Raw genomic sequence first — 24,984 nt, 5'->3', positions numbered from 1 at the left:
TCAATTTTTCTTCTCTAAACACTTTTCTGGGTCAAGAATTATTTCTTCCCATTCTCCCTTAGAATTTTTCTTATACTGTCCAACTTCTACATCTGTGCCATTAGTTAAGGTAAAGAACTTTATAAGATACTCATTTCCGTCTGTTCCCTTGAAAGGAACCTTTTTTACATAACCTTCTTGCTCCATTGGCTGCCTTTCCTTAACCAAAGAGCACCAATTTCCATATTTGATATCCACTACTGCTTCAGCATCATAAGACCACCCATGATAAGGTGCGCAAAGATAATTTTCTCCTCGAAAATCCACATCAGAAATTTTATAATCCTTACCTTCTTTTGTTAAGTAAACAAATCCGTAATAATAGGCAAATTGACCCATACCTTTATCAGTGCCTTCAATAGTTTCAATTTCAATAAAATAAGGGATACTATCGGGATGATCTTCTCTTTTAGGTACTTCTCTTACCTTTAACAGGCTTATGTGAAATATATTTTTAAAGGATTCTAAGTACTGTTTATAGCTAAGCTTCTTTCTATAATCCGCGGTTAAAAAGTTGTAAGCTATTGGATAAGGAGCCGTTGCCGTACCTAAAGTTCCACAGCCTGTAGATTTTCCCTCTTCAAAACTTCCAGCCCCTTCTTTTAGAATGCTAAAGTAATTTATAATTGTATCCTCAGGAGTTTTTAATAGCTCACTTGGTATTTTAATCTTGTCTGGACTTTTTCCATAAAACTCATCAAAAAACTTAAAGTCTTTTGCCCTATCATTAATTGCAGGTAGCTTTGAAGGTCGAAAGAACTTTTCCAGATCCATTGAAGGCTCCTTATTCTCTAACTTCTCGCCCTCACTATGTATAACCTGGTTTTGGAATGCTCCCCCCATTACCATTTTTGCAGGACTCTTCCTATGGTTGTACACAGTAAATCCTAAAATTATTACTAATACTAATGCCTCAAAGCTAACTACAATTTTAAAGGCCTTGTTTTTCCAAAATGCTTTTAAATTCATTCAATTACCTACTTTCTAATATTTCTTATTGCCTTAAAGTGAGTATTAAATATTAAACCTTAACTCCCCATATTAAGAGTATATTTTTAAAAAGGTAGATAAATTCGTGTTTACTTGTATTTTAAAAGTTGCTCCTTAATTTTTATGTACACTTTCTTATTAGTTTTTTTATTTAAGTTAATTCCTTTTAAGAAATCATTACATAAATTAATCCTATCAATATTAAATCTAATCCCCTTACTAAACCCTTCAATTAGTGCTAAAATATTCTTAATATGCCGTACACTAATTATCCTGTAGAAAAACTCTACTTATTAAATATTTGATTTAAAATTTAGTATTAGGGTAAAAATTTCTTTATGGATATGGTTACGAGAAATAAACTTACTTCAATGAACTTGTTCATTGTAAATAAACTATAAAGGAGAGTAATTTATGGGTTTCTTAGACAAATTAGAAAGAAAATATGGAAGATATGCAATAAGAGATTTGATGAAATATATTGTAATTTTAAACTTTGCAGTATACCTAATTGCCAATGTAGTGTATCCTGAGGGACATTTAAGAAGCTGGTTAATTCTTAGTCCTAGACATGTAATCAGTGGACAAATTTGGAGGCTTTTTACCTTTGTTTTAATACCTCCAGCTACTTCAACTCTCTGGATATTGTTTACCCTTTATTTTTACTATATGATCGGTTCTTCTCTTGAAGAAGAATGGGGTAGCTTTAAGTTTAATATTTATTATCTTACAGGAATAGTTGGAACTATAATTGCAGCCTTTATAACTGGTGGGGTTACTACTGCAGTGTACTTAAATATGTCCTTATTCTTAGCCTTTGCTTATTTTTATCCTAACTATCAGGTAATGGTTTTTTTCATTATTCCTATGAAGATAAAGTACTTAGCTTTAGTTGATGTACTTCTTTTATTATCTTCATTCTTTAGTGGAAATCTTACTGATAAGGTAGTAATTATAGCAGCCCTTGCAAACTTCTTTTTATTCTTTGGAAAGGATATATTTTCAAGAGTTAAAACCAGAAAAAAAGTTACTACTAATAGGCGTAACTTTAAAAATAACAGCCCAAAAGTTATATACATCTACAGATGTACTATTTGCGGTGCTACGGAAAAGTCTCATCCAAACCTAGAGTTTAGATACTGCTCTAAATGTGAAGGCCATCATGCTTACTGTACAGATCACTTATTTAGTCATGAACATATTAAAGAAGAATAGTAAAACAGCAGGTACGGTTAAGTTCCTGCTGTTTTTAATCTATAAAAAGCTTATTAAATTCTAATCACTATTCAATTGGCACCTTAAACTCATTAAGCACCTTTAATTCTGGATCATTCTTATTAACAAGTTTAATAGTTACAAACTTTGAAATAGGTAGAAATTAAGTTTGCTAAAACTTACAATTTTAGAGAATACTAAGGCTACATTCTAGGAAGTTTTCCCTTTTAAATTTGGATTTCACATATTAAAATAAAATTACTTAAATAAGGAGTACTTATGGAAAAGAAAAAACATTCAATACAAGATTATATAATTAATGTATTAAACTATATGGCTCAGGGACTTTTTGGCTCTCTTATTATTGGATTAATTCTAAAACAAATTGGAGAAAAGGCTGGCATACCAATGCTAGTGGAGTTTGGTAAAATAGCTCAGTTAATGATGGGGCCTGCTATTGGAGCTGCTGTAGCTTATGGTGTTAAGGCTCCTGTACTAACTATTTTTTCCTCTATCATTACAGGAACTCTTGGAGCTCAAACCCTAATTGCAGGGGCTAACGGTGCTTATGGGGTTAGAGTGGGTGAACCTGTTGGTGCTCTAGTTGCAGCATTAATTGGAGCAGAACTTGGAAGACTCGTTTATGGGAAAACAAAACTAAACATAATAGTTGTTCCAGCTACTACTATTATTGCTGGAGGAATTACAGCTGCCTTTGTAAGTCCATTTATGTCTTCAGTAATGACTACTTTAGGCTCAATGATTAACTATGCCACAGAGCTTCAGCCTATTCCTATGGGGATTTTAGTTTCTACCATTATGGGAATGGTTCTAACCCTGCCAATCAGTAGTGCAGCTCTGGCAATTTCCTTAAAGTTAGATGGTCTTGCCGCTGGTGCAGCAACCATCGGCTGTTGTGCTCAAATGGTGGGCTTTGCAGTTTGTAGCTACAGAGAAAACCGCTTTGGTGGGTTAATTGCTCAGGGCCTTGGAACTTCCATGCTTCAAGTACCCAATATCATCAGAAGCCCCATGATATGGATTCCACCAACTCTTGCAAGTGCCATCTTAGGCCCCATTGGCTCTGCCATATTCAAAATGAAAAACACTCCTGTAGGTGCAGGAATGGGAACTAGTGGACTTGTTGGGCAATTTGCTACAATTGAGGCCATGGGAACAAGTTCTCTTTTATTAATATTAATTCTTCATATTATAGCTCCAGCACTTCTCAGCCTTTTAATCTCAGAGTTTATGCGTAAACAAGGCTGGATTAAATATGGAGATATGAAACTAGATTTATAAAAAAAGTGCCATCCACAACTATAAGTGGATGGCACTTTCCCTTTTATATCTTTACTATGTCATAATTAAGAATTGATTAATATAACAACTATTTTCCTAGTAAAATTGTACCATTACAGATAGATTTTTGTAGATATTTTACATAGACTGTTTGTTTATATTTAGTTTCTATTGACTTGTATAGTTACATTGGTAAAATTTATATTAAGGTACTTTGGCCATAAGAAATTATGGTTACTCTGTTTTAATAGATTTTTTAGGACTAAAACAAGTGGATAAATGAATATTCAGCTAACATAATTTCTGAGAATAGTATCTATGTGAGAATAAACTTGGATTAAATCAGTGAATTAATATAACTTATTGTGGAGGTTGTAAATGAAGAGGAAACATGTTCTTTACGGAGTCTTTATAACTTTAATAATTGTAAAGCTAGTACTTTTAAAAATAGACCACGAATATGGACTTAGTTTGATAACCAATTATTTGACAACTATAGTTACTTTAATCATAGTTATCATTGGACTTATAGTTGCAAAAAAAGAAAACCTTTATTTCTTTATTCATATTCTTATTTTTCTATATTTGGGTTTAAATCTATGGAATATATACTCTAGTTTAATAAGCACTCAAATGGTATTCTATTCTCCCGATGAAAAAAGTGCATTAATTATTGAAGAGCGTTCATCATTACTCCATGGGAGTAGCTGGATATATGAGCAAAAATACTATATTTTTAAAAAAGAGCTACCCTGTTCTCCATTGAGTGGATATAAAATATTTTATAATGAGAACTATAAAATGTCCTGGGTAAGTGAAGATGAAGTTATGATACTCTATAAAAGCAATGATGCTTCTAAAAATGTTACTATAAAATTTAACCAGTGAAAATTTAATACTATTACATCATTAAATGTCATGGATACCTTACCTCTCTAAGAGTAATTGCTTGTATCTCCATGACATTTCTTTATTTTCAATAAAATATTCGTTATTTCTATGAACTTTAAAACATACATGATTAAATTTAGTTAGAATACGCTGAAAGACCAATGCTCTTTCTTTGAGTAATCTTTTTAAGTAAACAAAGGACTCCAAAACCTATAAGTGAGCCTAAAGTATTTAGAATTAAGTCATCTATATCCGTACTTCCCAAGTAAAATACTAGTTGTATTATCTCTATAAAAAGACTTATTGCGAAAGAAGTTAGAAAAATACTTTTTAGCCTATAAAATTTTTTAAATAGTAATGGCAATAAAAATCCAAGGGGGCTAAAAGCAAAGATATTTCCTAGTATATTTTCAGCAGCAATACGAATAGTTGGCTCTCCTTTAAGATATGGAATAATTGTCTTAAAAGGCACAAAATTTATTGCCTCAATACTCTCCCATAAGGACCTATCAGCACTATATTGTGCTGCAATAAGAGCATTTCCATCTTTAAGAATAATTACGTTCACAAGAACTAATATATATATAACAAATAAAACCCAAAGTAAAAACTTAGTTCTTTTTTTCATAGGCTTATTTTTCAATGTTTTCTCCCCCAGTAACTTTTGATTTTTAAAACACAGATATGATCAATGCAGCTATAGCTTTCATATAACTCTCAAATCACTTTTTTTCTTTGAAAACTACAATTACATTTAATATAAAAATGATAAGGCTTCCAATAGATATACCTAAAAGCCAGTTAAACCACCCATTATGACCTAAGGCATTATTGTCTGCTAATACTCCTTGAAACATAAGCCCTGCAGCCATTGCTGCCCCACAAAGAATATCAATAAATAAGTCAATCTTTTCAGCAAAGCTCCCCTTAGGTTTATTCTCTGATAACTTCCTAATATGTAGTGCTTTATAAAAATTAGTCACTACAATTATAAATAGCACTATATATGCTATAAACACAAAATGAAAGTATGACATAACATCATTTAAAGGCTCAATTACCATATTAACCCCTCCCAATATTTATGATTAAGTAAACTTAAATTAATCATAGGCACTTTGCTCAGGGGAGCTAAAGTTCTAGATAGAAATTTCCATCTAGTTTTTTAAAACAGCTCTTCTGATAAAATGCCCTTGCCAACTATTTGTAAGTGCTTTTAAAAGGCTTCTGTTCTGCATAGTAAGGTGATATATTTCCATCTATTTTCATAAGCTCCTTACCATCTGCTGAAAGTCCCAGGATGTCAAAGTTTGAGCCTTGAAATCTGTTCATATATACTAGCCATATTCTCTTCCCTTTAACCTCAATGATTTTTGCTTGCCTCTCAATATTTCTTCCCTCTTCCATTACTTTCACTTGATTAACTTCTGAATTGCCAATTACACCAAAATATATGGGTAAAGATGTTTTCTCTATGGCTGGAAAATACGTATTAGTTATGCCAAACTTCTTAGCTGCTAAACTTATATCTCCTTGAACACCATCATAAACAACTTTATGCCTACCTAAGCTCTTTCTAACAAAGGCTGTTGAAAGGCTATCCTCACCTGGAATTTCATAGAATACTATGCAACCTCTGTTAGTTTTCTCCTCATGTATTATGCTTATAGGCTTAGAATTACGCTGTTTTATTGCTTCTTTTGGACTTTTTGCACCATTATTGAAATTAATTACCAAAACCAATAAAACAATTGATAAGCCCAAAATACCTAGCTTTATCTTCTTATTCATTAAACTTTACCTACCTATATTATTTAACTTATTAGTCATACTATATAATTATATCCTATCTACTAAATGCTCTTACCCTTATTAAACTCATCTTATAACTGAGTATTAACTATTCCCACAAAACAAGATATCTGCTTATATCCTTAAGGTTATAAGGCATACTGCTTCCTTGCTTTAATTACACAAAATTCAACTTCAGTGTCTTCTATAGGGAATACATCAATTCCTGCACCTTTTATGATTTCACTTTCAGGTGTTGGTTTTATGTTTGCTAAAAAGGAATTGCAAATTTCAACATACCATCCAGAATTTCTAAAAGTTTTTATTGCATTTTCCTTTGTTACGTAAGCAGTGTTACTCCATTCTCTAAATAAATCCATGTGTTTTTTATCCTCTTTGTCTATAAAAAACATTACAGACATAAATTTATCTTTAGTAATCCTATTTAGCTCCTTTACTACTTCTCCAGGTTGATCAATGTTCTGAAGTCCCATATTACTAGTCATATTTACAATGGAGTTATCTCTAAAAGGAGTTTTTCTTGCATCAAAAGCAATTAAGCTTAACCTTTGGTATAGCCCCTTAGCTTTATAATACTCTTTATTTCTCTTTAGTATTGTAGGGCTAAAATCTGTGACAACAACGTAATTTCTTGTCTCAGTAAGAATCTTTTCAACAAGGTAGCCTTTACCTGTTGCAATATCAATTATTGGTTCATCCCCTTGAAGATCTTTAATCACAAAATCCATTTGACTTTCCCAACCATTAATATAATCCTCAGTGTATATCTTTTTAAAAGCATTTTTAAACATTTTAGTGCTTGTAGCAAAATCTCTTCTCATTTCAAAATAGGTAGCCTTGTACCAATAATCAGCTCCATTCAGCTCTTCTTCTGGTGTATTCATTAACTTGTCATAAATCTCTGTATTCTCATTGAAAAACTTTTCTAGAGCACTTTCACCCTTATTCCAAAGGTCATTTCTAGATAATTCACTAGTTAAAAATACTGCTATTTCATCCTTTACTTCATACTCTGAATTACAGCATGAGCAGCAAGCTTTTCCATTAATTATTCTCTCTTCACTTTCCTCTTGTATATACCATTGCAAATCCTTATGACAACTTGGACATACAAGCATTTGAATGTACTGTTTATGCATTTTTATTCCCCCAACAAATTTGATTTTAAACCCTCTTTAATTTCATCTTCACTGACAATTGTACTTTAATTTACTTTTTATTATTCTCTATATTAGCACCAAGCACCACTCCTATAATAATTCCTAAAGACACACCTATAGCTATATTATTAAATATAACTCCAAAGGAAGCACCAAATGCTATGCCAAGAGCAAGGTAAGTGCTTTTCATATCGGACTGACTTTCATCTTCAGTAATATTTTTATTGTCATTATCTTTATCTAAACTCATCAAAGTCCTCCTTTTGTATCATGTTACTTATATAAATGCTTATGACAGCATAAATCCCATAAATAAAATTAAAATTATGAGGCCAGATAACCCTAAAGTAATTATTATAGTTGAAAATCCTCTTAATAGCTTCTTCCAATTAGTGGCCTCAGATAGCCCAATAAACCCCAGCACACAATTAACTATAGCTATACCCAATACTATAGTTAATGGGTGCATATTTAACCAAGTGGTTGTAAAATCAATTATTGACTGTGATGATGTTGCTATAAAAAATAGTGCTATACACACAAAAGAAACTATAAATGACCATAAGTTAATTTTTATCTTCATAGTTCTCTCCTTTTCTCCCCTAGTAAATGTTTTTCACATGATAACTTATCATAGGTAAATTTCCTAAGAAACTTCTATATTTTAACCCTTACTTTATTACGTTTATTTATCACATAGCTATAACTCACAAATTATCCAAAATACTTTATTTTAAAAATCATTATTAAATAAAATTATGCTTGTTTTCTATTTCCCTGTTTATCAAATTCTTTCTTTAAAGCTATCTCTGTAGGAAATATAGATCCAACTAAAAACACAAGTTGCACACCACAAACTATAGCCCCAAAGGTTCCTATAACATCTATTTCCTTTCCAATTACAAAGCACATAGCTATGATAGAAACAATTAGCATAACAGTTCCTAACACTAACCACAGCCTTCCACAATAACGGTGAGCAAACTCCCAAGTTTCCTTGTTTTTCATAGACATAGAAGTTCTATATCCAAAAACTCCATTAACATCTTTGGGTCCACCTTTAGTAAAATACTTACCAAAGCCAATCATTGTAAAGGAAATTAATAAATTCATCACCATCATAAAAATCCAAAACCATACCACAACATCACCCCTTTTACCTAATCTATATAATAACCCTTAAAATTTAATTTATTATATTGCTATACCTTGAAAAACAAAGCTTAGACTAATCTTTTCTATAGTCATAAACTTCATTTTTAACTTTAAGTTCTACTCCATTTATCTGTATGATGTCCTCATTGAGCCATTCCATATCAGCTTTTTCACAGTGATACTGCCAATAGATGTTCTTCGACTTACCACTTTTATTATTCTTTAATGTACCTAAAACTGAATACCCTGTAGTAGCCCCTCCATTATTTAAAGATGCAGTTACAGTATATGTTCCATTTGGTGAGGTTGATTCAGTAAGATACTCCTGACCATGAATTCTTTGAATATCATAAAATGCCCAGTTAATGAAATAAGCTACCCCACCAATCATTGCTGCGACAACGATGAATATTGTAGCGAGACGTTTCTTTGTTTTTTCTTTCATGATTTCCCCCTTAATACATAACTATCAACTTATAAGAAACCATCTTTAGTATATAACCTACGACTGTTGAACCTCAGGTTTCATCTTTTTAAATCTTCTATAGATATAGGCTAATACATCATACAATATCATTCCACATACAAAGCCTAGCGCTTTTGCAGTGTTCATATCTAATGCCTTAATAAGGACTCCTAAAAGAATATAAAAGAAGAAGAGAAAAATATATTTAAATAGGTACTCTCTAATAAAATTCTTCATGTCTATAGCTCCCTTCATTGTAATTTTAATATGCCTTCTAGCTGAGCTTACTTGTTAAAAAAATTACCTATTAACCAATGTGACTTGTTTCCATTCCCTTAAACTCCCCCCTTTTCTATTAAATACTTAATACCTTATTAGAATAATCTTACCTATCCTTCTACATATCTAATATATGGTATATATTTATCATCTTTCTTAGCTAAAACTATGTCATCTCTGCCTTGAAACTTATAAATTTCAGTGCTAATGCTTAGCACTGTTGCATTCCAGTTTTTAAAATTTCTCTTTACCTTAGTTTTATTTATTCTTCCTAAGGCACTTTCTTCTTTAATAGATATGTCCTTTACCCACTGAACATCCTCTGCATTTTTGTACACTGTGTTATCCATAATAAAAAAGTCTGCATTTGGATCATCCTTCAAAATCTCTTCTGGAGTAGCATTATTTTTTGTTGACCTAAAACATCCTGTAATCAAAGAGGTTAAAAGTAGAAACAATACAATACCCCTAAGTTTTTTCAAGGCAATTCCTCCCTTATTCAATTGTAATATTAAAAGTTATATCAAAGGATTCTTCTCTTTAATTAAGACTTTTGAAAGAGTTTTTTTTGCTTCATATAATCAATAGCCTTAGTTTTATTCTTTTGCTCAGAAACATATTCTGCTTCATGCTTTACTCTATAATAGTAATTAAACCTTTCTTCTGAGAGAACTCCTTCACAAATCGCCTTCTTAATTGCACAATCAGCTTCAGTTGTATGACTGCAGTTTGAAAGCTTACATCCTCTGGCTATTTCTAATATGTCTTGAAATTCGTTATCTAGATTTTTTACTGAATTTATTGTTTCACTAACCCCTCTTTTAACCCCCATTTTACAACTCCCTTTGCTTAAGGCATTTTTAAAAAATAAATAAATCAGTATGTTTGTCTATTTTGACTTGTTATTTATTTTCAAATGCCTAACTCCACAACTTTTTCTATTTCAACCTTAATTCATGCCTATTTTCATGCCTTCTGAAAAACAAATCCACAGTGTTTATATATTCTCTTGCTTTTATATATGAATAAAATGTTGTTTTTCTACTCTTTTTTTCTAAAGCCAAGCACAAAAAATCCTAACCCAATAATTACAAAGGCCCAAATAAAAATATTAGTTCCAGGTATAGGAATTTCCATCATCTTCTGACCTGTCCATAAATACCAATGAATATATGAGGTTAACTTTTCAATAGAGTATATAAATCCACTAGAAATTAAAAATATTGTTCCAATAATAATATAAAATCTTTTATCCATAATTCATCTCCCTAAATTGGCAAGCTGTTATACTCACATTATTAGATGAAAACTTACTTACTGTCACTTTCCTCTAACTTCTTTAAAATAATATCAACCTTTTTATCTATTTCTCTGTTTCTCTCTACAAATCTTTTAAAGCTCTTCGCTGCCTTGTACAAAACTACTCCAACTGCGGTCAAAAGAACTACATTAATGATAGTTACAAGGATTACAGTATAATTTACTTCCATTTCTCTCCCCCACCCTTAATTACTAGTAAAACTATTAGAAAGACTTATTGTTTCTTTCTCTCGTAAGAAACCTTAGTTAAATTCATCTTAAAGCTAATGGGCCAATTCATATTTGTTAAGTCTTCCTTTTTTACAGAAATAATAAAGTCTTCGCCTTTTCCAAATTCATTATATAGACTGACATTGCCCATGCTTTTCCCTTCTTTGTCATAAACTTGGGGTGAATTTTCATGATTATAGAACATTGTATGCTCATTTTCTTTTAATTCCTTGGTAATAGTAACCAGTTCACCTTTGTTTTTTTCAACCTTGTCTTCCTTAGTAAAATAAAATCTTAAAAAGCTGTTGTCATCACCTTTTATGGTATCTAAATATATAGTTGTATTTTCATCCTTATACACTTCTTTATTTACTTTAATTTCATCCTTAAAGTAAGTATTAAGTTTTTCTCTGTCTGGCATATAGTTTTCATCTACTTTCAACCAAGCCTCTATTGGTTCAGTTTTGTAGTTATAATACATATCTGTGAAGGTTAATATATATAGCATACGACTTTCTTTCTCTTTTTTATCTGCCCTATAGCCTTCGATTCCTTTGGTTATTAAAAATACAATGGCTAATCCAACGGCACAAATTTTAAATACATCAAGAAGACTTTTGGGTTCTTTACTTTTCAATTCTCTCCCTCCATATTTGAATTGTTTATTTTATTCTTATAAAGTCTGCCATTGCCCTTTAAGGCTCTAATCCTCTAGTAAAAGATATTTTTCATACCAATCCCTACCTGAATCCCAACCATTTTTATTATCCTCAGACCATATCTTTATTGGATTTTCCTCTCCTAGAACTTCATTGCATATCCATGCTGTAACCCACTCACTGTTCCCATCTAATTTCCCACTTTTAAATTGTTCTATAAAGTAACTCACAACTGGTTTTCCTAATTCTACAATTTCATTAAACTCTTGTTTATGTGCTTTAATTTGATCATAGGGATTTGAAGATTTGGTAAGTGGTCCTGATACTATTATGTTTAGGTTTTTTTCAACCTTTTTAACTTCCTCTGCAGTTAAATTACTATTGTTTTTATTGTTTGCAAAGACCTTTATTCCAATAAAACTTATTGTTACAATACAAACCGTTATAATTAAAATTAAACCTGTATTATGTTTGAATAATTTCTTTTCCATGCAAGTTCGCCCCTTCCCCTCAGCACCTACTAAACAAAAATCCACTAAATGTTATTCTTATTTATACTTATGTTTCTGTAAACTAAATCCTCTCTTTTTTCAAAGCCAATTGATTCCCAGAACCTATTTCCTACATCATTGGTACTAAACACCACAAGTGCAGCTTTATTTATTCCTTCCTTTTTTAAAGCTTCTAGGGCAGCATTCACCAAGGTTTCCCCGAGACCCTTTCTACGGTAATCAGCATTAACTGCCGTATGATAAATGTACCCTCTTCTTCCATCATGACCGCATAGGATTACCCCTACAACTTCATTATCCTTCTCAGCCACAAAGCTGGTGGTAGGATTTCTTTTTAGAAATCTTTCTATGCCTTCATAAGAATCATCCAAACTCCTCATACCCATGTCCTTTGTATTTGTCCATAAATCATATACCTTTTCATAATCTTCAATTGCTAATAATCTTATTTTCATGTTTATCCCCCCCAAAAACCTTTCTTACTACTCTGAATTACTTAAATAAAATCTTGTTCATTTCATTAGTAATATCTATATCCTCGTTATTATAGATTTTTAAATTTCCAGCCCCTATAAAGGTTTTCTCTGTTTCCATTGGAACCTTGCAGTATGTTATAAAGTACGCCTGCTGTGGTATATCAATTTTATATTCATTGTTGTCTAATAAAACTCTTACGTAAGCAATTTTACTGTTGTAATTCTCACCTTTTAAGATTAAGTACTTGCCATCACTAGTAGTTCTTATCTCATCGTAAAAGTATTTGTCAGTAAGCTCAGCTTTCTCAATCTTATACTTATTGTTAAGACCCTTTATTAACTCTACATTTGCTAACTTATTATTATATAAGAATAGAACAAATTTTTTATTGTGAAGGTTTAGTTCCTGCTTTATTTCTACTTTGTCTGTAATTACTATAGGTCTATTAATAAATTTTACTATATTCTCTTCCAACTGCTTCTTATCCTCGGCTATTGTATAAGGTCTTGAATATAAACTAAATCCTCCATAAATCAAAACTAATATAATTAATATATAATAGATTTTTTTCTTCATGTTTTCTCTCCCCTTTATCCCATTTCACTCACTTCTATGATTTAAACCTGTCTTAACTTATAATACTTCTCTAGCCTATAATTAAATATCATCATATGAAGTACAGCTAAAATCATTGCAATTAAGCTCCATACCTGAAGATATAAGGTTAAGAAAATTAGTAGAGAAAAGGAATACCCTCTTACCTTCATCATTAAGTTAAACTTCTTTTCATCAACTATTTCATATTTATCTTTAGGTAATTCACAATAGGTATCTTTAATAGGTATTTGATTCTTGTCTGCAATTGTAGTTACCAAAACAATTATTGCTACTAAGGGAATTCCTATGCCTGGCATAAACACAAATAATATACCAATTATTAGTCTCATGATTTCTTCTAAATTCATGCTGAGCACCTCTCTCCTTAAGTACTTTTTTACATTTACAAAAACTATTAGAACAAAAGTATGTATTTATGCCACCTTTTTAGCTACCTGTAATATCTTTATTTTTTTACATGTAATCTAAAAACCTTGAACCTCAAGGCTCCTCAAGAACTTTTCAAAGTTAAAGCAGTAAAATTCTCTATAAAAAAAGTCGCTGAATTTCTTATGACTATTCAGCGACTTAATGCAAGCTTCTTATAATATTTTATTAATAAATGTATGTAAATATTTTATAGTTAATTTATCCATTTTAAGAACCGTTTTTTAAATTAAAAACTCTAGTTAAATATATGATTACACTTTAATTATATCATGGTATAAATGTAAAATATAGTATTTTATCTTTATTTGAATTCATTAAATTCATTGTAAAAATGAATTAACTATATAAAGCCACTTTCTTTATGTAAAAGCCACAACATATAGTTTTGCACACTCCCTTTTTTATCTATAGCATTATTTCTTCTTACATTTTAAATCAATACAGTACTCCTTTGCAGCCTTAAAATCATGAAGTATAGCCTTTACATTTTCTCAAATATGTAAAGGCTTTGACTCCGTCCAATGACCTACAAGAGTTTAAAGTATATGATTATTATATTCAAAAACACCAAATCTTGGCTCATCCCCATGAAATTTGAGTCACAATATATTCAGTGTATCCCCTTATATTGTTTCTATAACCCTATTGCCCTGCTAGACTTAATAATATTTTAATGGTAAGTCCTCTAAACATATATATCTGAAAACTCTACAGTAATCTTTTCTACCTTACTATCTATAAAATCTCCTCTATCAACACAGTCCTGGCTCTCTTCAATTAAGTTTATAGGTAGTTCGATGATAAATTCACTGCCTTTTCCTAGCTCACTATTAATACTAACTTTTCCTCCATGAAGTTCTACAAGAGACTTTACAAGAGATAGCCCAATTCCACTTCCCTCCGCCCTTCTTCTAAGTAACGAATCTCCCTGTGTAAAAGGTTCAAATATTTTACTATGCATATCCTTTGGTATGCCAAAACCGCTATCCTTCACTGATATTATTAAACTGTTACCCCTATCATAAATATTTACCTGTATACTCCCTCCTGGGTTTGTAAATTTTATGGCATTTGAAAGTAAATTAAGTATGACTCTTTCTAATTTATCTTCGTCACAAGCAATTACTTTTTCTTCTACCTCTGTATCAAAGATTATACTAATTCCCTTGCTTTCGACATAGCTCACAACAGATAGAGTAATATTTTCTATGATTTCTATAATGTTTTTATTTTCTAAATCTAGCTTGAAAAAGCCACTTTCTATTTTATTCATATCAATAAAATTATTGATAAGCCTTAATAACCTGTAACAATTTTGCTTCATAGATTTTAAATATTTACCTACAGAGCTAATACTAAAACCGCTATTTATGTCATTAGGGTTTTTCTCTAACTTATCTTGTAGTAATTGAATGCCTCCCAAAATAATATTGAGAGGAGTTTTAAGTTCATGAGATACCGTTGAAAAAAGCTGAGTCTTTAATTTGTTGTACTCCTCTGCATGACTCAGAAGTATGGACTTTTCTAAAATATCCATTTCTAGTTTATGAATTCTTTTCCTATCAGCTATATCCCTTATGATAGCTGTTACATATAAACTGTCCTCTTCCTTAAAGGAAAATCCTGCAACTTCTACTTCCCCTTCTGTGCCATCATCTAAAAGAATTTTTTGTTCTAGAAAATCCACCTCAGTTTCCTCGTTCAACAACTTACTTATTCTTTCATCTACAACCTGCCTATAGTCAGGGTGAATTTTCAAAGAGTCTCCAATATTATAGCTTTTAAGTTTTCTTGCTGAAAAATTTAGTGCAGCCTCATTTGCTACTATTCTTTTACCATTTTCATAAACAAGTATGCCATCTGGCAGCTTATTAATAAGTCTTTTATATAACTCTTCACTTGTTTCAAGGCTTTTTTCTAGCTTTTTTCTCTTAGTAATATCTCTAAAACTCCAAAGATTACCTCGTGTTTCCCCATTTATTATTAGAGGTTCAAATAATTGTTCAATAACCCTACCATTTTTAAAGTATATATAATCCCAATGTTCCTTATTTTCTCTTGTTATAATCTCTAAATTTTCTGCAAACTCTATTGGGTTTACTACCTTCTTCTTACAGTGTTCTACTAACTCAAATCTATCTGTTTGATTGCACAAATCTTCATCTAATTCCCATATCTTCATAAAGCTTCTGTTTATATTAGTGATATTGAAGTTTTCATCTTTAACTATAATTCCATCAATACTTGATTCTATCACAGCTCTCATAGTACTTTCACTCAAGGTGAGAACTTTTAATGTTTTCTCCTGTTCTCTAACAAGTTTTTCTAGATGAGATATTTTCTCGTCCTTATTCTTAATATATTTTATTAATTGATCCTTGGTTAAATCTTCATATTCCATAGTCATCACCCTATCCATTGTAATAACAATTAGTAATTGTTGTTTATATAGAGATTTATAAGCTTAAAATCGCTATACTTATTACTAAACAAAATAGAACTAGCAAAAAACTTATCCTTTTACTTTACACAAAGCCCTTCTATGTATTTTAGAAAATATGCTCGAAGGAAACAACCTCCATATACATTTCACTTTAATTCACTTGATATATTTGACAAAAATATGAAATTTCCTTCATTATTTCCATTTTTTTCTGTAAATTAGACTAATATTTATCATTTATCTACAGTTTTCTTGCATAACACGTTTAACAAATTAATTTTCAAAAAAATTAAGTGCTTCTACATCTAATTATATTAGAATAGAAACACTTAGCTAACTTTTATCCTCACTTATAATTCTAAATGAATAATAAAATTATATGATTAAAATAGAATTTCCCCATTAACTACCATTGCCCCTTTATACACATGTGCGTAAAGTTGTATTGCTGCTTACATAGCAGTTACTATGAGATAGAATAATAAAATTATAGCTCCTGCAATAGCTGTAATCTTCCAACTACCCTGTTTTTTTCTGTGATTATTAATAGTAGTACCATTTTCCTTGACTTCAACTTCCTTATAAAGTTCTGGAGCTTTTAAATTGCCTGCTGACATTATACCATCTCCCAATATTCTTTAAATATTTAACTGAATCCAACGAAAAGACGAAAATCTTAAATTGTAAATAAGTTTATTTATTTTTAAAAGAAAATAAAATATCCTGCAAGACAAATTAATAAAAGTACTCCCCATGCTCCTGCATTAACAAGCCATGAGTTATTTCTACTATATTTTTCTACATCAGCGTTTTGCCCCTTAAACTCTGAATCCTTAGCCGCAGCCCTTTTAAATGCATCAATTGACATTATAATCCCCCCAATTACTTAAATAGTATACTTTACTATATTATATGATATTTTTCAGAATTATTCAAATATTTCTCATCTCAAATTTGTCCTAATATCTCTCCTATTGCTTTATTGTAATTATAGCCTCTTCCTTACTAATTTTTCCTGCTATTATCTATGAATTGCTTATCTGTCCATAAAAATAAGATTGCACATGAGTTTATCATATACAATCCCTAATATTTATATATATTTATATTACTAAGTAATACTTCTATTAATTAGTGGATAGTCTTATTAACTAGCAGTTGAGCTGTAGAGGTAATTTCTTGTAGAGTCGCTGTGATTTCTTCTGTAGATGCTGCTTGAGAAGATGCTATTAACCCTACTTTATTGATTTCTTCTACAACTAAATCAATAGCTGCCTTTATGTCTGAAAGTGCTCTTGATATTTTCTCTGCAGATTCAGTACTGCTTTGAGCAAGCTTTCTCATTTCCTTTGCAATTATATTAAAGCCAGCTCCTTCAGATCCTGCTCTAGATGCTTCAATAGATGCATTCAACCCTAATAAGTTAGAGTTTTTAGAAATTCCTTGAATAAGGGTTATTAAGCTATTAGACTCATCAATCTTTCCACTAGTTTGATTCACAAGTTCTATAACTTTATCTATACTTAAAGACAAGTCTTGTGATGTAGAAGATATCTCTTCTGAGCTTGCATTTGTTTGTTGTAGTGCACCAAATAAGGTGTCAGATATTTCTTTAATCTCAGACTGGTTGTCTAAACTCTTACTATCAAAATTCACTTCTTTCATAATTGATCCCCTCCAATTTTAGTATAGCATGCCCTTAGTACATAATCAATTAACAGAATCTCTACATAAAGCCAATAAAAGTTACCATAAATTATACCCACGCCAAGCTTTGCTACCTTAATATTTTCGTTTTAAAAAGAGCAAGCTTTAACTTATTCACTTCAAAAGGTCTTAAGAAAACCAATTAGCTTCATTCGGAAGTTAAGCCTTAACTCTTCTTATCTGCATACTATACAAAGGTACTATTATTTTTGTAAATTTATATATTCCTAACTACAACCTTTATTTTTATGAAAGGGCTCTTACTTTTGCTCATAAAAAAAAGAGGTGCAAATGCACCTCTCTGTTAAAAGACTCGGCTATAACCAAAATCCATTGTTCATTTTATTCCTCCACATAGCCCCTAGGAGGCTTGTCACATCGAAGCCTTACTAAATCTCATCATATATAGTTTTATTAGTTTCAACTATACTAGCGTATTCCTTGTTTTTAAGTTCTCCATTCTTCCCCTGGAAAAGCTTAGAATTCATCACTGCATCCATAGCAGTACTAATCTCCTGCTCAGTGATTATATCCTTTACGTTCCTTAATCTTAAGGTAACCTTTGCTCCCTTTATATCTGAAAATCCCATTAATAAATCCTTACTCATATAATCTCCTCCTTATTTTCTCTTATAAATTAAAATAAATTTTGTTTCTTCTCCATTGGTAAATTCAAAGCTTATATTTTTAAGTTGATTTACCCTTGAGCTTTTAACTAAACCTACTACCCTTATAAGTAGATTATCCAGAAATGACTTTATAACTTCCTTCACTAGATAAACTACTCCTTTCATAACTAAGCCTCTACTATACTGAAGTCTTCTGCCTTTTTAACCTCATATAGTGGGTAAGCTAATAAAGCTTCCATAGCCTTTGCAAAATTGTGTATTTCCTCTACAGTGGCTGCCTTATTTACTTTTGCGAATCTTTGAGATGTAAATACATCTTCCCCCTTTCCATTAACCCCCACCTTGTAAGTTAAGATAACTGCTGATGTTTTTTTAATTGAATTTATCATACTACCAACTCCTTTCAATATTTAGATATGCAGTTTAAAGAGAGATTTCATGGATTTTTGAAACTTTTTTATTTTTAAAACATCTTTATTATTTGTAGGATATCTCGGTCTTGTGGCTTAAAGCAAATTTGTCTTAGTTAATAGTCTAACAATATCTTATTTAATAAAACATTCTTGTCACGGGAAAAGCTGTGAACAATATTGTGGATAGCAATTGTTAATAACTTTGTGGATAATGTGGATTAAATTTGTGATTATTATGAAAATTCCTCCACAATCAGGGTTTTATAGTCTTGCTAGTTGTGGATAACTACCCATTTTCGTGTTAATAAATTTTATACACGAGTTTCACAAATTCCCTAAACATAACTTTTCACAGGTTTCAAATTACACCTACAAGTATAATGAATTAAAACACATGAATGTGTTTCTAAAACCCCTATGAAGTTTGGCAAAGTTTTTCATAGTCCTCTTCATATTTTACATTTTATTCACAACTGTAAATTGAGTAAACAAGCATTCTTATAGTATAATAATATAGTCACATATATTTCGTTTCCCTAAAGGTTTTTCACTTTAGGAAAACCTACTATAATATCTGAAGCTTTATAATTTAATACTAGAATTAAACACAGGAAAATTCTAATACTAAGGAAACTAATCACAGGCTTATTTAAAGCCTTAATTTTTTTCTCATGTTAAATATTTTTAAATCTGATAACTTAAAAGGGGGACATCTAAATGAAAGATATGACAAGAGGCAGTGAAGCTAAACTTATATTTTATTTTGCCCTTCCTATGCTGGTGGGAAACGTATTCCAACAACTTTATAACACTGTGGATAGTATCATTGTTGGAAAGTTTTTAGGTAAAGATGCACTAGCAGCAGTAGGCACTAGCTTTCCTATAATTTTCTTACTTATTTCTTTAATAATGGGAGTAACCATGGGATCAACGATTTTAATTTCTCAATACTTTGGAGCCAAAGACATGGATAAGGTTAAGAAAACCATAGACACAGCTTATATAACCTTATTTTTTGCTTCTATTTTTATAACTATTCTAGGCCTTATAATTGGGGGTCCTATTTTAAGGCTTATAAATGTACCTGAAGAAATCTTTGCTCAATCCAAGGAGTATTTGGATATAACTTTTATTGGACTTATTGGTATGTTTGGTTACAACTCTGTAAGTGCTATCTTAAGGGGACTTGGAGATTCCAAAACACCGGTATACTTCTTAATTATCTCTTCAGTAATAAACATAGTTTTAGATCTTCTATTCATTTTAGAATTTAACATGGGGGTAGGTGGAGCTGCATGGGCCACCATTATTTCCCAAGCTATATCCTTTGTTTTAGCCGTAATCTACTTAAATAGACGTCATAAGGTATTTAAAATTAATATAAGACACTTAGAATTTGATAAAGCTATTCTAAAAGATAGTATTAGAATAGGTCTTCCTTCAGGAATTCAACAAATGGTATTTTCTTTCGGAATGATGATGCTACAAGGACTTATTAATGGGTTTGGTGGAAACACTATGGCTGCTTATGCCGCTGCTTCAAAAATAGATTCTTTTGCATCTATGCCAATAATGAACTTTGGTGCAGCTATTTCCACCTTTGTAGGCCAGAATATTGGAGCGAATAAACCAGAAAGAGTAAAAAAAGGGCTGAATACTACTTTAATAATGTCAACTGTAATGTCTATTGGTATAGCCTTAATATTAATATTATTTGCTAAACCTTTAGTGGAAATTTTCACTAATGAGCCTCAAGTTGTCGTTGAAGGTGCTAATTATATAAATATAGTTGCTCCCTTCTATTTTGTAGTAGGTGCTATGTTCATCATAAATGGCGTCCACAGAGGGGCCGGAGAAGCCATTTTCCCAATGATAATTTCTATATTATCCCTATGGCTTATAAGGCTCCCAATAGCTTATATTCTTTCTTCCTTCCTTGGAAGTAATGGAATTTGGTGGTCCATACCCGCTGGTTGGACTTTTGGAGCCATAGCCACAGTGATTTATTATAGATCTGGAAAATGGAAAAACAAATCTCTTGTGAAGGTTAGCTTTAATAACAGCGAGGCTCCTAAGGAAGAGCTTACTCATGAAACAAGTTCTAAAAACACTATATCAAATGAGGAGGCTTCTGAAGAAGTTGAACCTATATCATAGTTAATCCAGTAATATAGGGATTACGAAGAAAGTATTATTAGTGTAATAATACTAGACTATCTACTCTAAAATACTGAACTTCTTTTTCACCAAAAATAAAACCTCCAGTTACGATAATTTACTTTTATCATAACTGGAGGTTTTTATAACTTATTAATTATAACTATATACGTTTAAGATACTTTTCACGCACTAAAATTATTTTGCAATATTTCTCTTTACATAGGTTTTAAATTTATAAGCACATAGATTCCATACACTGCACAAAGCACCAATCCACTAGCTAGCAACTTTTTTATTCTTACCATTTAGACCTTCCCCCTTATTAATCGATGTTTTGCTATTAGAGGTTTTACTCTTTACTACCTTATCTATTAATGCTGTACCATGGCCCATAGGACAGACTTGGCACCAACTTCTTGGTTTGAAAATAATCCCCATTATTGTACCTACTAGTAAAGATATAGTCATAAATCTGAATAACGCAAAGCTTGTTTTTAAAAAATTAAAACCATCATGATTAGCATGATATAAAGCTATCGTAAGTAAAGTAATCATGATAGTTAATAAAAGATTTTTTACCAAATTTGATTTAGCAGCTTTAGGTAAATTGTTGTTTAAACTTATATTTTTTAGAAACTTTCCTAGAATAGACCCTCTTGGACAATAAAAAGAACAATGAACCTTTCCACGTCCTCTAATAGCGTGATACATGGGTGCTCCCATGCATACCACCCCTAAAATTCCGAACCTATAGTCTAGTATTGATAAAGTTAAAAAAGTTACCATGAGTATCCATGACCAACCTTGATGCGACTTTCTTTTTTTCTTCTCCATGATGTACCTCCATTAGATTAATTGATATATTTATTACATAAAAAAACCGAAGTCAACTTAGTATAACTACTATGTTTAACCTTAGCGATAAGGTTTCCTAAAATCTTTTCAAGAGCACATGTAATTTATATTAATCATTATATTCAAATATTACGATATATGTGCTAATATGTCAACCACTGTATTAAAACTTTATTATGGTATTTTTTAGAATTCCTTCTGGTATATATAATCAAACTATCACTTCTAACCTATGACTATTTTACTACTAATGTAACTTTCACACCTAATAACACATAATATAATTAAATACAATCATATACCTTTAAAGCTTAACCATATTATAAATCAGGTTTGAATTTTCAAATATGGGGAACCAAAATTCTAAATAACGCATACCTAAACCTAGATTGGTTCCCTTAAGGCTTTTATGGATGAATTCCCTTATAAAACATCTGCTACTTTAATGGCATTATTATATTAAGCTATATCAACTTAATCTCATGCTATAATACTGAAAGGGCCCATAAATACAATGATGCTACTGAACCATAAGGTGAATATCTTTTTCTATATCTTTCAAATCTTTCCTTTGAAAGCTCCTTATGTCCATATAAATTCATCATTCCTCTGCGAATAGCCAAATCCCCATAGCTTACTACATCGGGTCTACACAAAGAAAAAATCAAGAGCATTTCAGCGGTCCAAACACCTACACCTTTTAAGGCAGAAAGCTTTTTTACTATCTCCTCATCAGCTAAATTATTAAGCTCTCCAAAGTTTACCTCTCCAGAAATGGCAGCTTCAGCAATTCCTTTAATATATCCTACTTTCCTTAAGCCCATACCACAACCCTGAATCTCTTCAAGGCTCACCTTTTCAATATTTTCTGGTGTAACTACTCCAATAACATTAGTAAATCTATTCCAAACAGTTTCCGCAGCCTTGCTTGAGATTTGTTGACTAACAATACTTGAAACTAGGGCTTCAAAAGGATCAGGAGTAATCTTACGTTCTATAATACCAATTTTTTCAATAGCTGCACCAAGCTTTTTATCTTTCTTTTTTAAGTATTCTATTTCTTTATCTCCGTATTTAAAAATCTCCATTTGTATTCTCCATCTTAGAATTTTTACTTAGATTATATCATTAACCAGTAGAAATTTGAATTAATACGTGCATACTAATTATCAACTCTCTTTCTCAAGTAGATGAAGATGAAGATGAAGAGAGTCAGCTTATAAGACTATTAAATGAAATATAATTTAATATTAGAAATAATAAAGCAATATGAGTTTGTAGTTTTGCACAAAGAGCAATCAAATAAAGTGTTTGAAAGCTAGATTAAGAAATGACCAATAAAGACATGATAATATATTAATCGTCAAAATTTATAAGTAAATAATAAGATTTTGTTGTAATATTTTTATTGAATTTTGCATAGGAAAATGTAAAAATAAGATATATAAACTTCCATATTTTTACTTTTTACATTGCTAAGGGATTTATTATTTGATAAGTAATAAGTCCTTTTTCTTAATACATACTTTGTAAATAAACTAATTCATAACATATGGTTGTATTTCCTTTATAACAAAGATGATTTAATATAGGTGATGATATGAATAAATTTTTTATTTTTCGTTTTCTTCAAATATTCTTATGCTTTCCTTTTATTATGGTTCTAGCAACTTCTAGCATGGATAATAAGACCCAAGGGATTTTCGTGGGCAGCTTCACTTTTTATACTATAGTTTATGAAATACTTTTAATGAGAAAAAGTAAAAAAGACAGAAGAACTAAAAGTTCCTCTGCCTAGTTGTTAATTTTATTATTTTCATAATAAGGTTAAAGGTTGTTGTGGCAAGCATTATACCAAAAGCTATAGCCCCTGCAACCCCTAACACCTGCATACCCTTTGAAAAAGCTTCATTATATCTTTGTTCTACAATAAAATTCACAGTATTATAAGCTGTTATACCTGGTACTAAGGGAAAAATCCCTGGAATAGAAAACTGCATAGTTGGAGTTTTTAATCTTCTTGCTAATATCTCACTATATAAACCTACAGTGAAAGCCCCACAAAAGGAAGCCATTACTGGACTATTATTATAATTGTACACAATAAGATAAACTGCCCATCCGAATGCACCTGAAAATCCAGTCCATATTATCTTTTTTCTATCAATGTTAAATAGTATTACTGGGAATATACTTCCCAGAAAAGCTAGTATTATTTGTTTAATCATAACCCTACCCCCACTTTAAGCGATAGTGCTGTACCAATTCCAGCTCCTATGGCAGTAATAATCAGCATTGCCTCACCAAACTTTGCAATTCCTGAAGTAAAATCTCCATAGATAATATCCTTGATTCCATTTGTAAGTGCCACCCCTGGAAGGAGAATCATAATTGCTCCAGTTATAATATTATCCTTATTTACAAAAGGCATTATTCTCTCTATAAAGGAGCTTACAATTCCAATAAAAAATCCTGAGAAGAAGAATTCAAAGAATTGAAAAAAGCCTATACCAGATACTTTTTCCAACATATAATAAATTCCTATGCTTATGGTTGCCGATATAGCAGAATCATAGATTGTCCCATTGAAGAACAAGGAATAAATAAAGGATGTCATACTAGCTGCAAAAAGTCTCAAGGGAAAACTAAAGTAAGGTGCCCCTTCAATATCCTTTAAGGTTTTCTTCGCTTCTTCAAAGGACATATTTCCCTGTTGAAGGGTTCTAGAAAAAGAATTAATTAATTCTATCCTATATAAATCTACTCTTCTTGTCCTAACCTTTTTTAAAGAAGTTACCTTTTCCTCATTTTCATCTATAACAGAAATAAATACGCCCTTTGCCGTAGCCATACACTCACATTCTAAGTTATACGCTCTACATATTCTTTCAATGGTTTCCTCCACTCTATAAGCTTCAGCACCGTTTCCAATGAGCATTTGTCCTGCAGAAAGTGCAATTTCTAAAACTTTTTTTGCCTCCATAAATCTTCTCCTTAATAAAAAGTTTTTCACTTATACATAGCCTCTATACTAATTTTTTCTTTGAAACCTATGCCAAAGATATTATAGCACCTTCTTTATCTGTTTTCATTTTAATTTATTATTAATTGATAGAGAAATTTAAAAGTTCTTTGATAAAACTTCTTGACAAGCAAAACTTTCTATTTTATAATCATATCGAACATAAGTTCGGGAAAATCCCCATTTTCCCACTCTAAGTCCTTCCATCCTTTGGACCTAGA

34 protein-coding genes are annotated in these 24,984 nt (G+C 31.0%); 4 read left to right on the top strand and 30 right to left on the bottom strand.

Annotated elements, in window-relative coordinates; all coding sequences use genetic code 11:
- Window positions 1-1,008, bottom strand: coding sequence for a hypothetical protein (locus B3040_RS12585; RefSeq protein ID WP_291573827.1), 1,008 nt, complete (start codon window positions 1,006-1,008; stop codon window positions 1-3).
- A 435-nt stretch (window positions 1,009-1,443) separates the two neighbouring features.
- Here B3040_RS12585 and B3040_RS12580 point away from each other — a divergent pair, with 435 nt between their 5' ends.
- The 3 genes from B3040_RS12580 (at window position 1,444) to B3040_RS12570 (ending at window position 4,434) form a co-directional block, all read left to right on the top strand.
- Window positions 1,444-2,244 carry a rhomboid family intramembrane serine protease gene (locus B3040_RS12580; RefSeq protein WP_291573825.1) on the top strand — a complete coding sequence of 267 codons (801 nt, stop codon included), beginning with the start codon at window positions 1,444-1,446 and terminating at the stop codon, window positions 2,242-2,244.
- 279 nt (window positions 2,245-2,523) lie between these two features.
- Window positions 2,524-3,546, top strand: coding sequence for a PTS transporter subunit IIC (locus B3040_RS12575; protein ID WP_291573823.1), 1,023 nt, complete (start codon window positions 2,524-2,526; stop codon window positions 3,544-3,546).
- Between the two features lie 378 nt (window positions 3,547-3,924).
- Entirely contained in the window at window positions 3,925-4,434 is a 510-nt protein-coding gene (locus tag B3040_RS12570; protein WP_291573821.1) for a hypothetical protein, read from the top strand.
- 139 nt (window positions 4,435-4,573) lie between these two features.
- Here B3040_RS12570 and B3040_RS12565 read toward each other — a convergent pair whose 3' ends face one another.
- From B3040_RS12565 to B3040_RS12445, 25 genes are all read right to left on the bottom strand, one after another.
- Window positions 4,574-5,080, bottom strand: coding sequence for a VanZ family protein (locus B3040_RS12565; protein ID WP_291573818.1), 507 nt, complete (start codon window positions 5,078-5,080; stop codon window positions 4,574-4,576).
- Between the two features lie 79 nt (window positions 5,081-5,159).
- Window positions 5,160-5,501, bottom strand: a complete 342-nt coding sequence (locus B3040_RS12560) for a hypothetical protein (protein WP_291573816.1) — start codon at window positions 5,499-5,501, stop codon at window positions 5,160-5,162.
- 136 nt (window positions 5,502-5,637) lie between these two features.
- The gene (locus B3040_RS12555) at window positions 5,638-6,228 is read right to left on the bottom strand and encodes a hypothetical protein (protein WP_291573815.1); all 591 of its coding nucleotides are present in this window, start codon (window positions 6,226-6,228) and stop codon (window positions 5,638-5,640) included.
- 149 nt (window positions 6,229-6,377) lie between these two features.
- Entirely contained in the window at window positions 6,378-7,388 is a 1,011-nt protein-coding gene (locus B3040_RS12550; protein WP_291573813.1) for a methyltransferase domain-containing protein, read from the bottom strand.
- A gap of 70 nt (window positions 7,389-7,458) precedes the next feature.
- The gene (locus B3040_RS12545) at window positions 7,459-7,659 is read right to left on the bottom strand and encodes a hypothetical protein (RefSeq protein WP_291573810.1); all 201 of its coding nucleotides are present in this window, start codon (window positions 7,657-7,659) and stop codon (window positions 7,459-7,461) included.
- Between the two features lie 39 nt (window positions 7,660-7,698).
- Window positions 7,699-7,992, bottom strand: a complete 294-nt coding sequence (locus tag B3040_RS12540) for a hypothetical protein (RefSeq protein WP_291573808.1) — start codon at window positions 7,990-7,992, stop codon at window positions 7,699-7,701.
- Window positions 7,993-8,165: 173 nt separating this feature from the next.
- Window positions 8,166-8,522 carry an SdpI family protein gene (locus B3040_RS12535; protein WP_291573805.1) on the bottom strand — a complete coding sequence of 119 codons (357 nt, stop codon included), beginning with the start codon at window positions 8,520-8,522 and terminating at the stop codon, window positions 8,166-8,168.
- A 115-nt stretch (window positions 8,523-8,637) separates the two neighbouring features.
- A complete protein-coding gene (locus B3040_RS12530) occupies window positions 8,638-9,009 on the bottom strand; it encodes a DUF5412 domain-containing protein (RefSeq protein ID WP_017414946.1) in 372 nt (123 codons plus the stop codon).
- Between the two features lie 57 nt (window positions 9,010-9,066).
- Complete coding sequence (locus B3040_RS12525; protein ID WP_017414947.1) at window positions 9,067-9,267, bottom strand: hypothetical protein; 201 nt, start codon at window positions 9,265-9,267, stop codon at window positions 9,067-9,069.
- A 152-nt stretch (window positions 9,268-9,419) separates the two neighbouring features.
- Window positions 9,420-9,791: a hypothetical protein gene (locus tag B3040_RS12520; protein ID WP_291573801.1), complete on the bottom strand. Its 372-nt coding sequence runs from the start codon at window positions 9,789-9,791 to the stop codon at window positions 9,420-9,422.
- Between the two features lie 62 nt (window positions 9,792-9,853).
- Complete coding sequence (locus B3040_RS12515; protein ID WP_291573800.1) at window positions 9,854-10,141, bottom strand: hypothetical protein; 288 nt, start codon at window positions 10,139-10,141, stop codon at window positions 9,854-9,856.
- Window positions 10,142-10,350: 209 nt separating this feature from the next.
- Entirely contained in the window at window positions 10,351-10,566 is a 216-nt protein-coding gene (locus B3040_RS12510; RefSeq protein WP_291573798.1) for a hypothetical protein, read from the bottom strand.
- 53 nt (window positions 10,567-10,619) lie between these two features.
- Window positions 10,620-10,799 carry a hypothetical protein gene (locus B3040_RS12505; protein ID WP_291573796.1) on the bottom strand — a complete coding sequence of 60 codons (180 nt, stop codon included), beginning with the start codon at window positions 10,797-10,799 and terminating at the stop codon, window positions 10,620-10,622.
- Between the two features lie 44 nt (window positions 10,800-10,843).
- On the bottom strand, window positions 10,844-11,476 hold the full coding sequence (locus B3040_RS12500; RefSeq protein WP_291573794.1) for a hypothetical protein: 633 nt from the start codon (window positions 11,474-11,476) through the stop codon (window positions 10,844-10,846).
- A gap of 66 nt (window positions 11,477-11,542) precedes the next feature.
- Window positions 11,543-11,989, bottom strand: coding sequence for a hypothetical protein (locus tag B3040_RS12495; protein ID WP_291573792.1), 447 nt, complete (start codon window positions 11,987-11,989; stop codon window positions 11,543-11,545).
- A gap of 44 nt (window positions 11,990-12,033) precedes the next feature.
- On the bottom strand, window positions 12,034-12,465 hold the full coding sequence (locus tag B3040_RS12490) for a GNAT family N-acetyltransferase (protein ID WP_291573789.1): 432 nt from the start codon (window positions 12,463-12,465) through the stop codon (window positions 12,034-12,036).
- 37 nt (window positions 12,466-12,502) lie between these two features.
- The gene (locus tag B3040_RS12485; protein WP_291573786.1) at window positions 12,503-13,063 is read right to left on the bottom strand and encodes a hypothetical protein; all 561 of its coding nucleotides are present in this window, start codon (window positions 13,061-13,063) and stop codon (window positions 12,503-12,505) included.
- A 41-nt stretch (window positions 13,064-13,104) separates the two neighbouring features.
- Entirely contained in the window at window positions 13,105-13,452 is a 348-nt protein-coding gene (locus B3040_RS12480; protein WP_291573784.1) for a hypothetical protein, read from the bottom strand.
- Between the two features lie 767 nt (window positions 13,453-14,219).
- Window positions 14,220-15,935: a sensor histidine kinase gene (locus tag B3040_RS12475; protein WP_291573781.1), complete on the bottom strand. Its 1,716-nt coding sequence runs from the start codon at window positions 15,933-15,935 to the stop codon at window positions 14,220-14,222.
- 494 nt (window positions 15,936-16,429) lie between these two features.
- Window positions 16,430-16,594, bottom strand: coding sequence for a hypothetical protein (locus tag B3040_RS12470; protein ID WP_291573780.1), 165 nt, complete (start codon window positions 16,592-16,594; stop codon window positions 16,430-16,432).
- Between the two features lie 86 nt (window positions 16,595-16,680).
- Window positions 16,681-16,845, bottom strand: a complete 165-nt coding sequence (locus B3040_RS12465; protein WP_291573778.1) for a hypothetical protein — start codon at window positions 16,843-16,845, stop codon at window positions 16,681-16,683.
- A 263-nt stretch (window positions 16,846-17,108) separates the two neighbouring features.
- Window positions 17,109-17,642, bottom strand: coding sequence for a methyl-accepting chemotaxis protein (locus B3040_RS12460; protein WP_291573776.1), 534 nt, complete (start codon window positions 17,640-17,642; stop codon window positions 17,109-17,111).
- A gap of 431 nt (window positions 17,643-18,073) precedes the next feature.
- Entirely contained in the window at window positions 18,074-18,292 is a 219-nt protein-coding gene (locus tag B3040_RS12455; RefSeq protein ID WP_291573774.1) for a DUF2922 domain-containing protein, read from the bottom strand.
- Between the two features lie 12 nt (window positions 18,293-18,304).
- The gene (locus B3040_RS12450) at window positions 18,305-18,478 is read right to left on the bottom strand and encodes a hypothetical protein (protein WP_291573772.1); all 174 of its coding nucleotides are present in this window, start codon (window positions 18,476-18,478) and stop codon (window positions 18,305-18,307) included.
- Between the two features lie 2 nt (window positions 18,479-18,480).
- The gene (locus B3040_RS12445) at window positions 18,481-18,702 is read right to left on the bottom strand and encodes a DUF1659 domain-containing protein (protein WP_291573770.1); all 222 of its coding nucleotides are present in this window, start codon (window positions 18,700-18,702) and stop codon (window positions 18,481-18,483) included.
- 741 nt (window positions 18,703-19,443) lie between these two features.
- Here B3040_RS12445 and B3040_RS12440 point away from each other — a divergent pair.
- Entirely contained in the window at window positions 19,444-20,883 is a 1,440-nt protein-coding gene (locus B3040_RS12440; protein WP_291573768.1) for an MATE family efflux transporter, read from the top strand.
- 279 nt (window positions 20,884-21,162) lie between these two features.
- On the opposite strand, the gene B3040_RS12435 is transcribed toward B3040_RS12440, so the two are convergent.
- From B3040_RS12435 to B3040_RS12420, 4 genes are all read right to left on the bottom strand, one after another.
- On the bottom strand, window positions 21,163-21,720 hold the full coding sequence (locus B3040_RS12435) for a 4Fe-4S binding protein (protein ID WP_291573766.1): 558 nt from the start codon (window positions 21,718-21,720) through the stop codon (window positions 21,163-21,165).
- Between the two features lie 506 nt (window positions 21,721-22,226).
- Window positions 22,227-22,829 (bottom strand): DNA-3-methyladenine glycosylase family protein, encoded by a 603-nt coding sequence (locus tag B3040_RS12430; RefSeq protein WP_291573763.1) that lies wholly within the window; start codon window positions 22,827-22,829, stop codon window positions 22,227-22,229.
- A gap of 690 nt (window positions 22,830-23,519) precedes the next feature.
- The gene (locus B3040_RS12425) at window positions 23,520-23,969 is read right to left on the bottom strand and encodes a threonine/serine exporter family protein (protein WP_291573761.1); all 450 of its coding nucleotides are present in this window, start codon (window positions 23,967-23,969) and stop codon (window positions 23,520-23,522) included.
- Window positions 23,966-24,724, bottom strand: a complete 759-nt coding sequence (locus tag B3040_RS12420; protein WP_291573759.1) for a threonine/serine exporter family protein — start codon at window positions 24,722-24,724, stop codon at window positions 23,966-23,968. Before B3040_RS12420 ends, B3040_RS12425 begins: the two co-directional genes overlap by 4 nt.
- Between the last annotated feature and the right edge of the window lie 260 nt (window positions 24,725-24,984).

The organism is Clostridium sp. UBA4548, assembly GCF_002387895.1.
In the GTDB taxonomy this organism is placed as follows: Bacteria; Bacillota; Clostridia; order Clostridiales; family Clostridiaceae; genus Clostridium_J.
Note: the sequence above shows the minus strand (reverse complement) of the source record. Positions and strands in the feature narration are given on the sequence as shown.

Excerpts from the sequence above, each read along its gene's own strand:
- B3040_RS12450 (WP_291573772.1), bottom strand. The coding sequence starts at position 18,478 with ATGAAAGGAGTAGTTTATCTAGTGAAGGAAGTTATAAAGTCATTTCTG.
- B3040_RS12465 (WP_291573778.1), bottom strand. The coding sequence starts at position 16,845 with ATGTCAATTGATGCATTTAAAAGGGCTGCGGCTAAGGATTCAGAGTTT.
- B3040_RS12570 (WP_291573821.1), top strand. The coding sequence starts at position 3,925 with ATGAAGAGGAAACATGTTCTTTACGGAGTCTTTATAACTTTAATAATT.
- B3040_RS12575 (WP_291573823.1), top strand. The coding sequence starts at position 2,524 with ATGGAAAAGAAAAAACATTCAATACAAGATTATATAATTAATGTATTA.
- B3040_RS12425 (WP_291573761.1), bottom strand. The coding sequence starts at position 23,969 with ATGATTAAACAAATAATACTAGCTTTTCTGGGAAGTATATTCCCAGTA.
- B3040_RS12515 (WP_291573800.1), bottom strand. The coding sequence starts at position 10,141 with ATGGGGGTTAAAAGAGGGGTTAGTGAAACAATAAATTCAGTAAAAAAT.
- B3040_RS12445 (WP_291573770.1), bottom strand. The coding sequence starts at position 18,702 with ATGATAAATTCAATTAAAAAAACATCAGCAGTTATCTTAACTTACAAG.
- B3040_RS12555 (WP_291573815.1), bottom strand. The coding sequence starts at position 6,228 with ATGAATAAGAAGATAAAGCTAGGTATTTTGGGCTTATCAATTGTTTTA.
- B3040_RS12495 (WP_291573792.1), bottom strand. The coding sequence starts at position 11,989 with ATGGAAAAGAAATTATTCAAACATAATACAGGTTTAATTTTAATTATA.
- B3040_RS12490 (WP_291573789.1), bottom strand. The coding sequence starts at position 12,465 with ATGAAAATAAGATTATTAGCAATTGAAGATTATGAAAAGGTATATGAT.
- B3040_RS12485 (WP_291573786.1), bottom strand. The coding sequence starts at position 13,063 with ATGAAGAAAAAAATCTATTATATATTAATTATATTAGTTTTGATTTAT.
- B3040_RS12460 (WP_291573776.1), bottom strand. The coding sequence starts at position 17,642 with ATGAAAGAAGTGAATTTTGATAGTAAGAGTTTAGACAACCAGTCTGAG.
- B3040_RS12580 (WP_291573825.1), top strand. The coding sequence starts at position 1,444 with ATGGGTTTCTTAGACAAATTAGAAAGAAAATATGGAAGATATGCAATA.
- B3040_RS12475 (WP_291573781.1), bottom strand. The coding sequence starts at position 15,935 with ATGGAATATGAAGATTTAACCAAGGATCAATTAATAAAATATATTAAG.
- B3040_RS12440 (WP_291573768.1), top strand. The coding sequence starts at position 19,444 with ATGAAAGATATGACAAGAGGCAGTGAAGCTAAACTTATATTTTATTTT.
- B3040_RS12525 (WP_017414947.1), bottom strand. The coding sequence starts at position 9,267 with ATGAAGAATTTTATTAGAGAGTACCTATTTAAATATATTTTTCTCTTC.
- B3040_RS12530 (WP_017414946.1), bottom strand. The coding sequence starts at position 9,009 with ATGAAAGAAAAAACAAAGAAACGTCTCGCTACAATATTCATCGTTGTC.
- B3040_RS12480 (WP_291573784.1), bottom strand. The coding sequence starts at position 13,452 with ATGAATTTAGAAGAAATCATGAGACTAATAATTGGTATATTATTTGTG.
- B3040_RS12435 (WP_291573766.1), bottom strand. The coding sequence starts at position 21,720 with ATGGAGAAGAAAAAAAGAAAGTCGCATCAAGGTTGGTCATGGATACTC.
- B3040_RS12585 (WP_291573827.1), bottom strand. The coding sequence starts at position 1,008 with ATGAATTTAAAAGCATTTTGGAAAAACAAGGCCTTTAAAATTGTAGTT.
- B3040_RS12455 (WP_291573774.1), bottom strand. The coding sequence starts at position 18,292 with ATGAGTAAGGATTTATTAATGGGATTTTCAGATATAAAGGGAGCAAAG.
- B3040_RS12560 (WP_291573816.1), bottom strand. The coding sequence starts at position 5,501 with ATGGTAATTGAGCCTTTAAATGATGTTATGTCATACTTTCATTTTGTG.
- B3040_RS12540 (WP_291573808.1), bottom strand. The coding sequence starts at position 7,992 with ATGAAGATAAAAATTAACTTATGGTCATTTATAGTTTCTTTTGTGTGT.
- B3040_RS12430 (WP_291573763.1), bottom strand. The coding sequence starts at position 22,829 with ATGGAGATTTTTAAATACGGAGATAAAGAAATAGAATACTTAAAAAAG.
- B3040_RS12470 (WP_291573780.1), bottom strand. The coding sequence starts at position 16,594 with ATGTCAGCAGGCAATTTAAAAGCTCCAGAACTTTATAAGGAAGTTGAA.
- B3040_RS12420 (WP_291573759.1), bottom strand. The coding sequence starts at position 24,724 with ATGGAGGCAAAAAAAGTTTTAGAAATTGCACTTTCTGCAGGACAAATG.
- B3040_RS12535 (WP_291573805.1), bottom strand. The coding sequence starts at position 8,522 with ATGAATTTATTAATTTCCTTTACAATGATTGGCTTTGGTAAGTATTTT.
- B3040_RS12550 (WP_291573813.1), bottom strand. The coding sequence starts at position 7,388 with ATGCATAAACAGTACATTCAAATGCTTGTATGTCCAAGTTGTCATAAG.
- B3040_RS12545 (WP_291573810.1), bottom strand. The coding sequence starts at position 7,659 with ATGAGTTTAGATAAAGATAATGACAATAAAAATATTACTGAAGATGAA.
- B3040_RS12510 (WP_291573798.1), bottom strand. The coding sequence starts at position 10,566 with ATGGATAAAAGATTTTATATTATTATTGGAACAATATTTTTAATTTCT.
- B3040_RS12505 (WP_291573796.1), bottom strand. The coding sequence starts at position 10,799 with ATGGAAGTAAATTATACTGTAATCCTTGTAACTATCATTAATGTAGTT.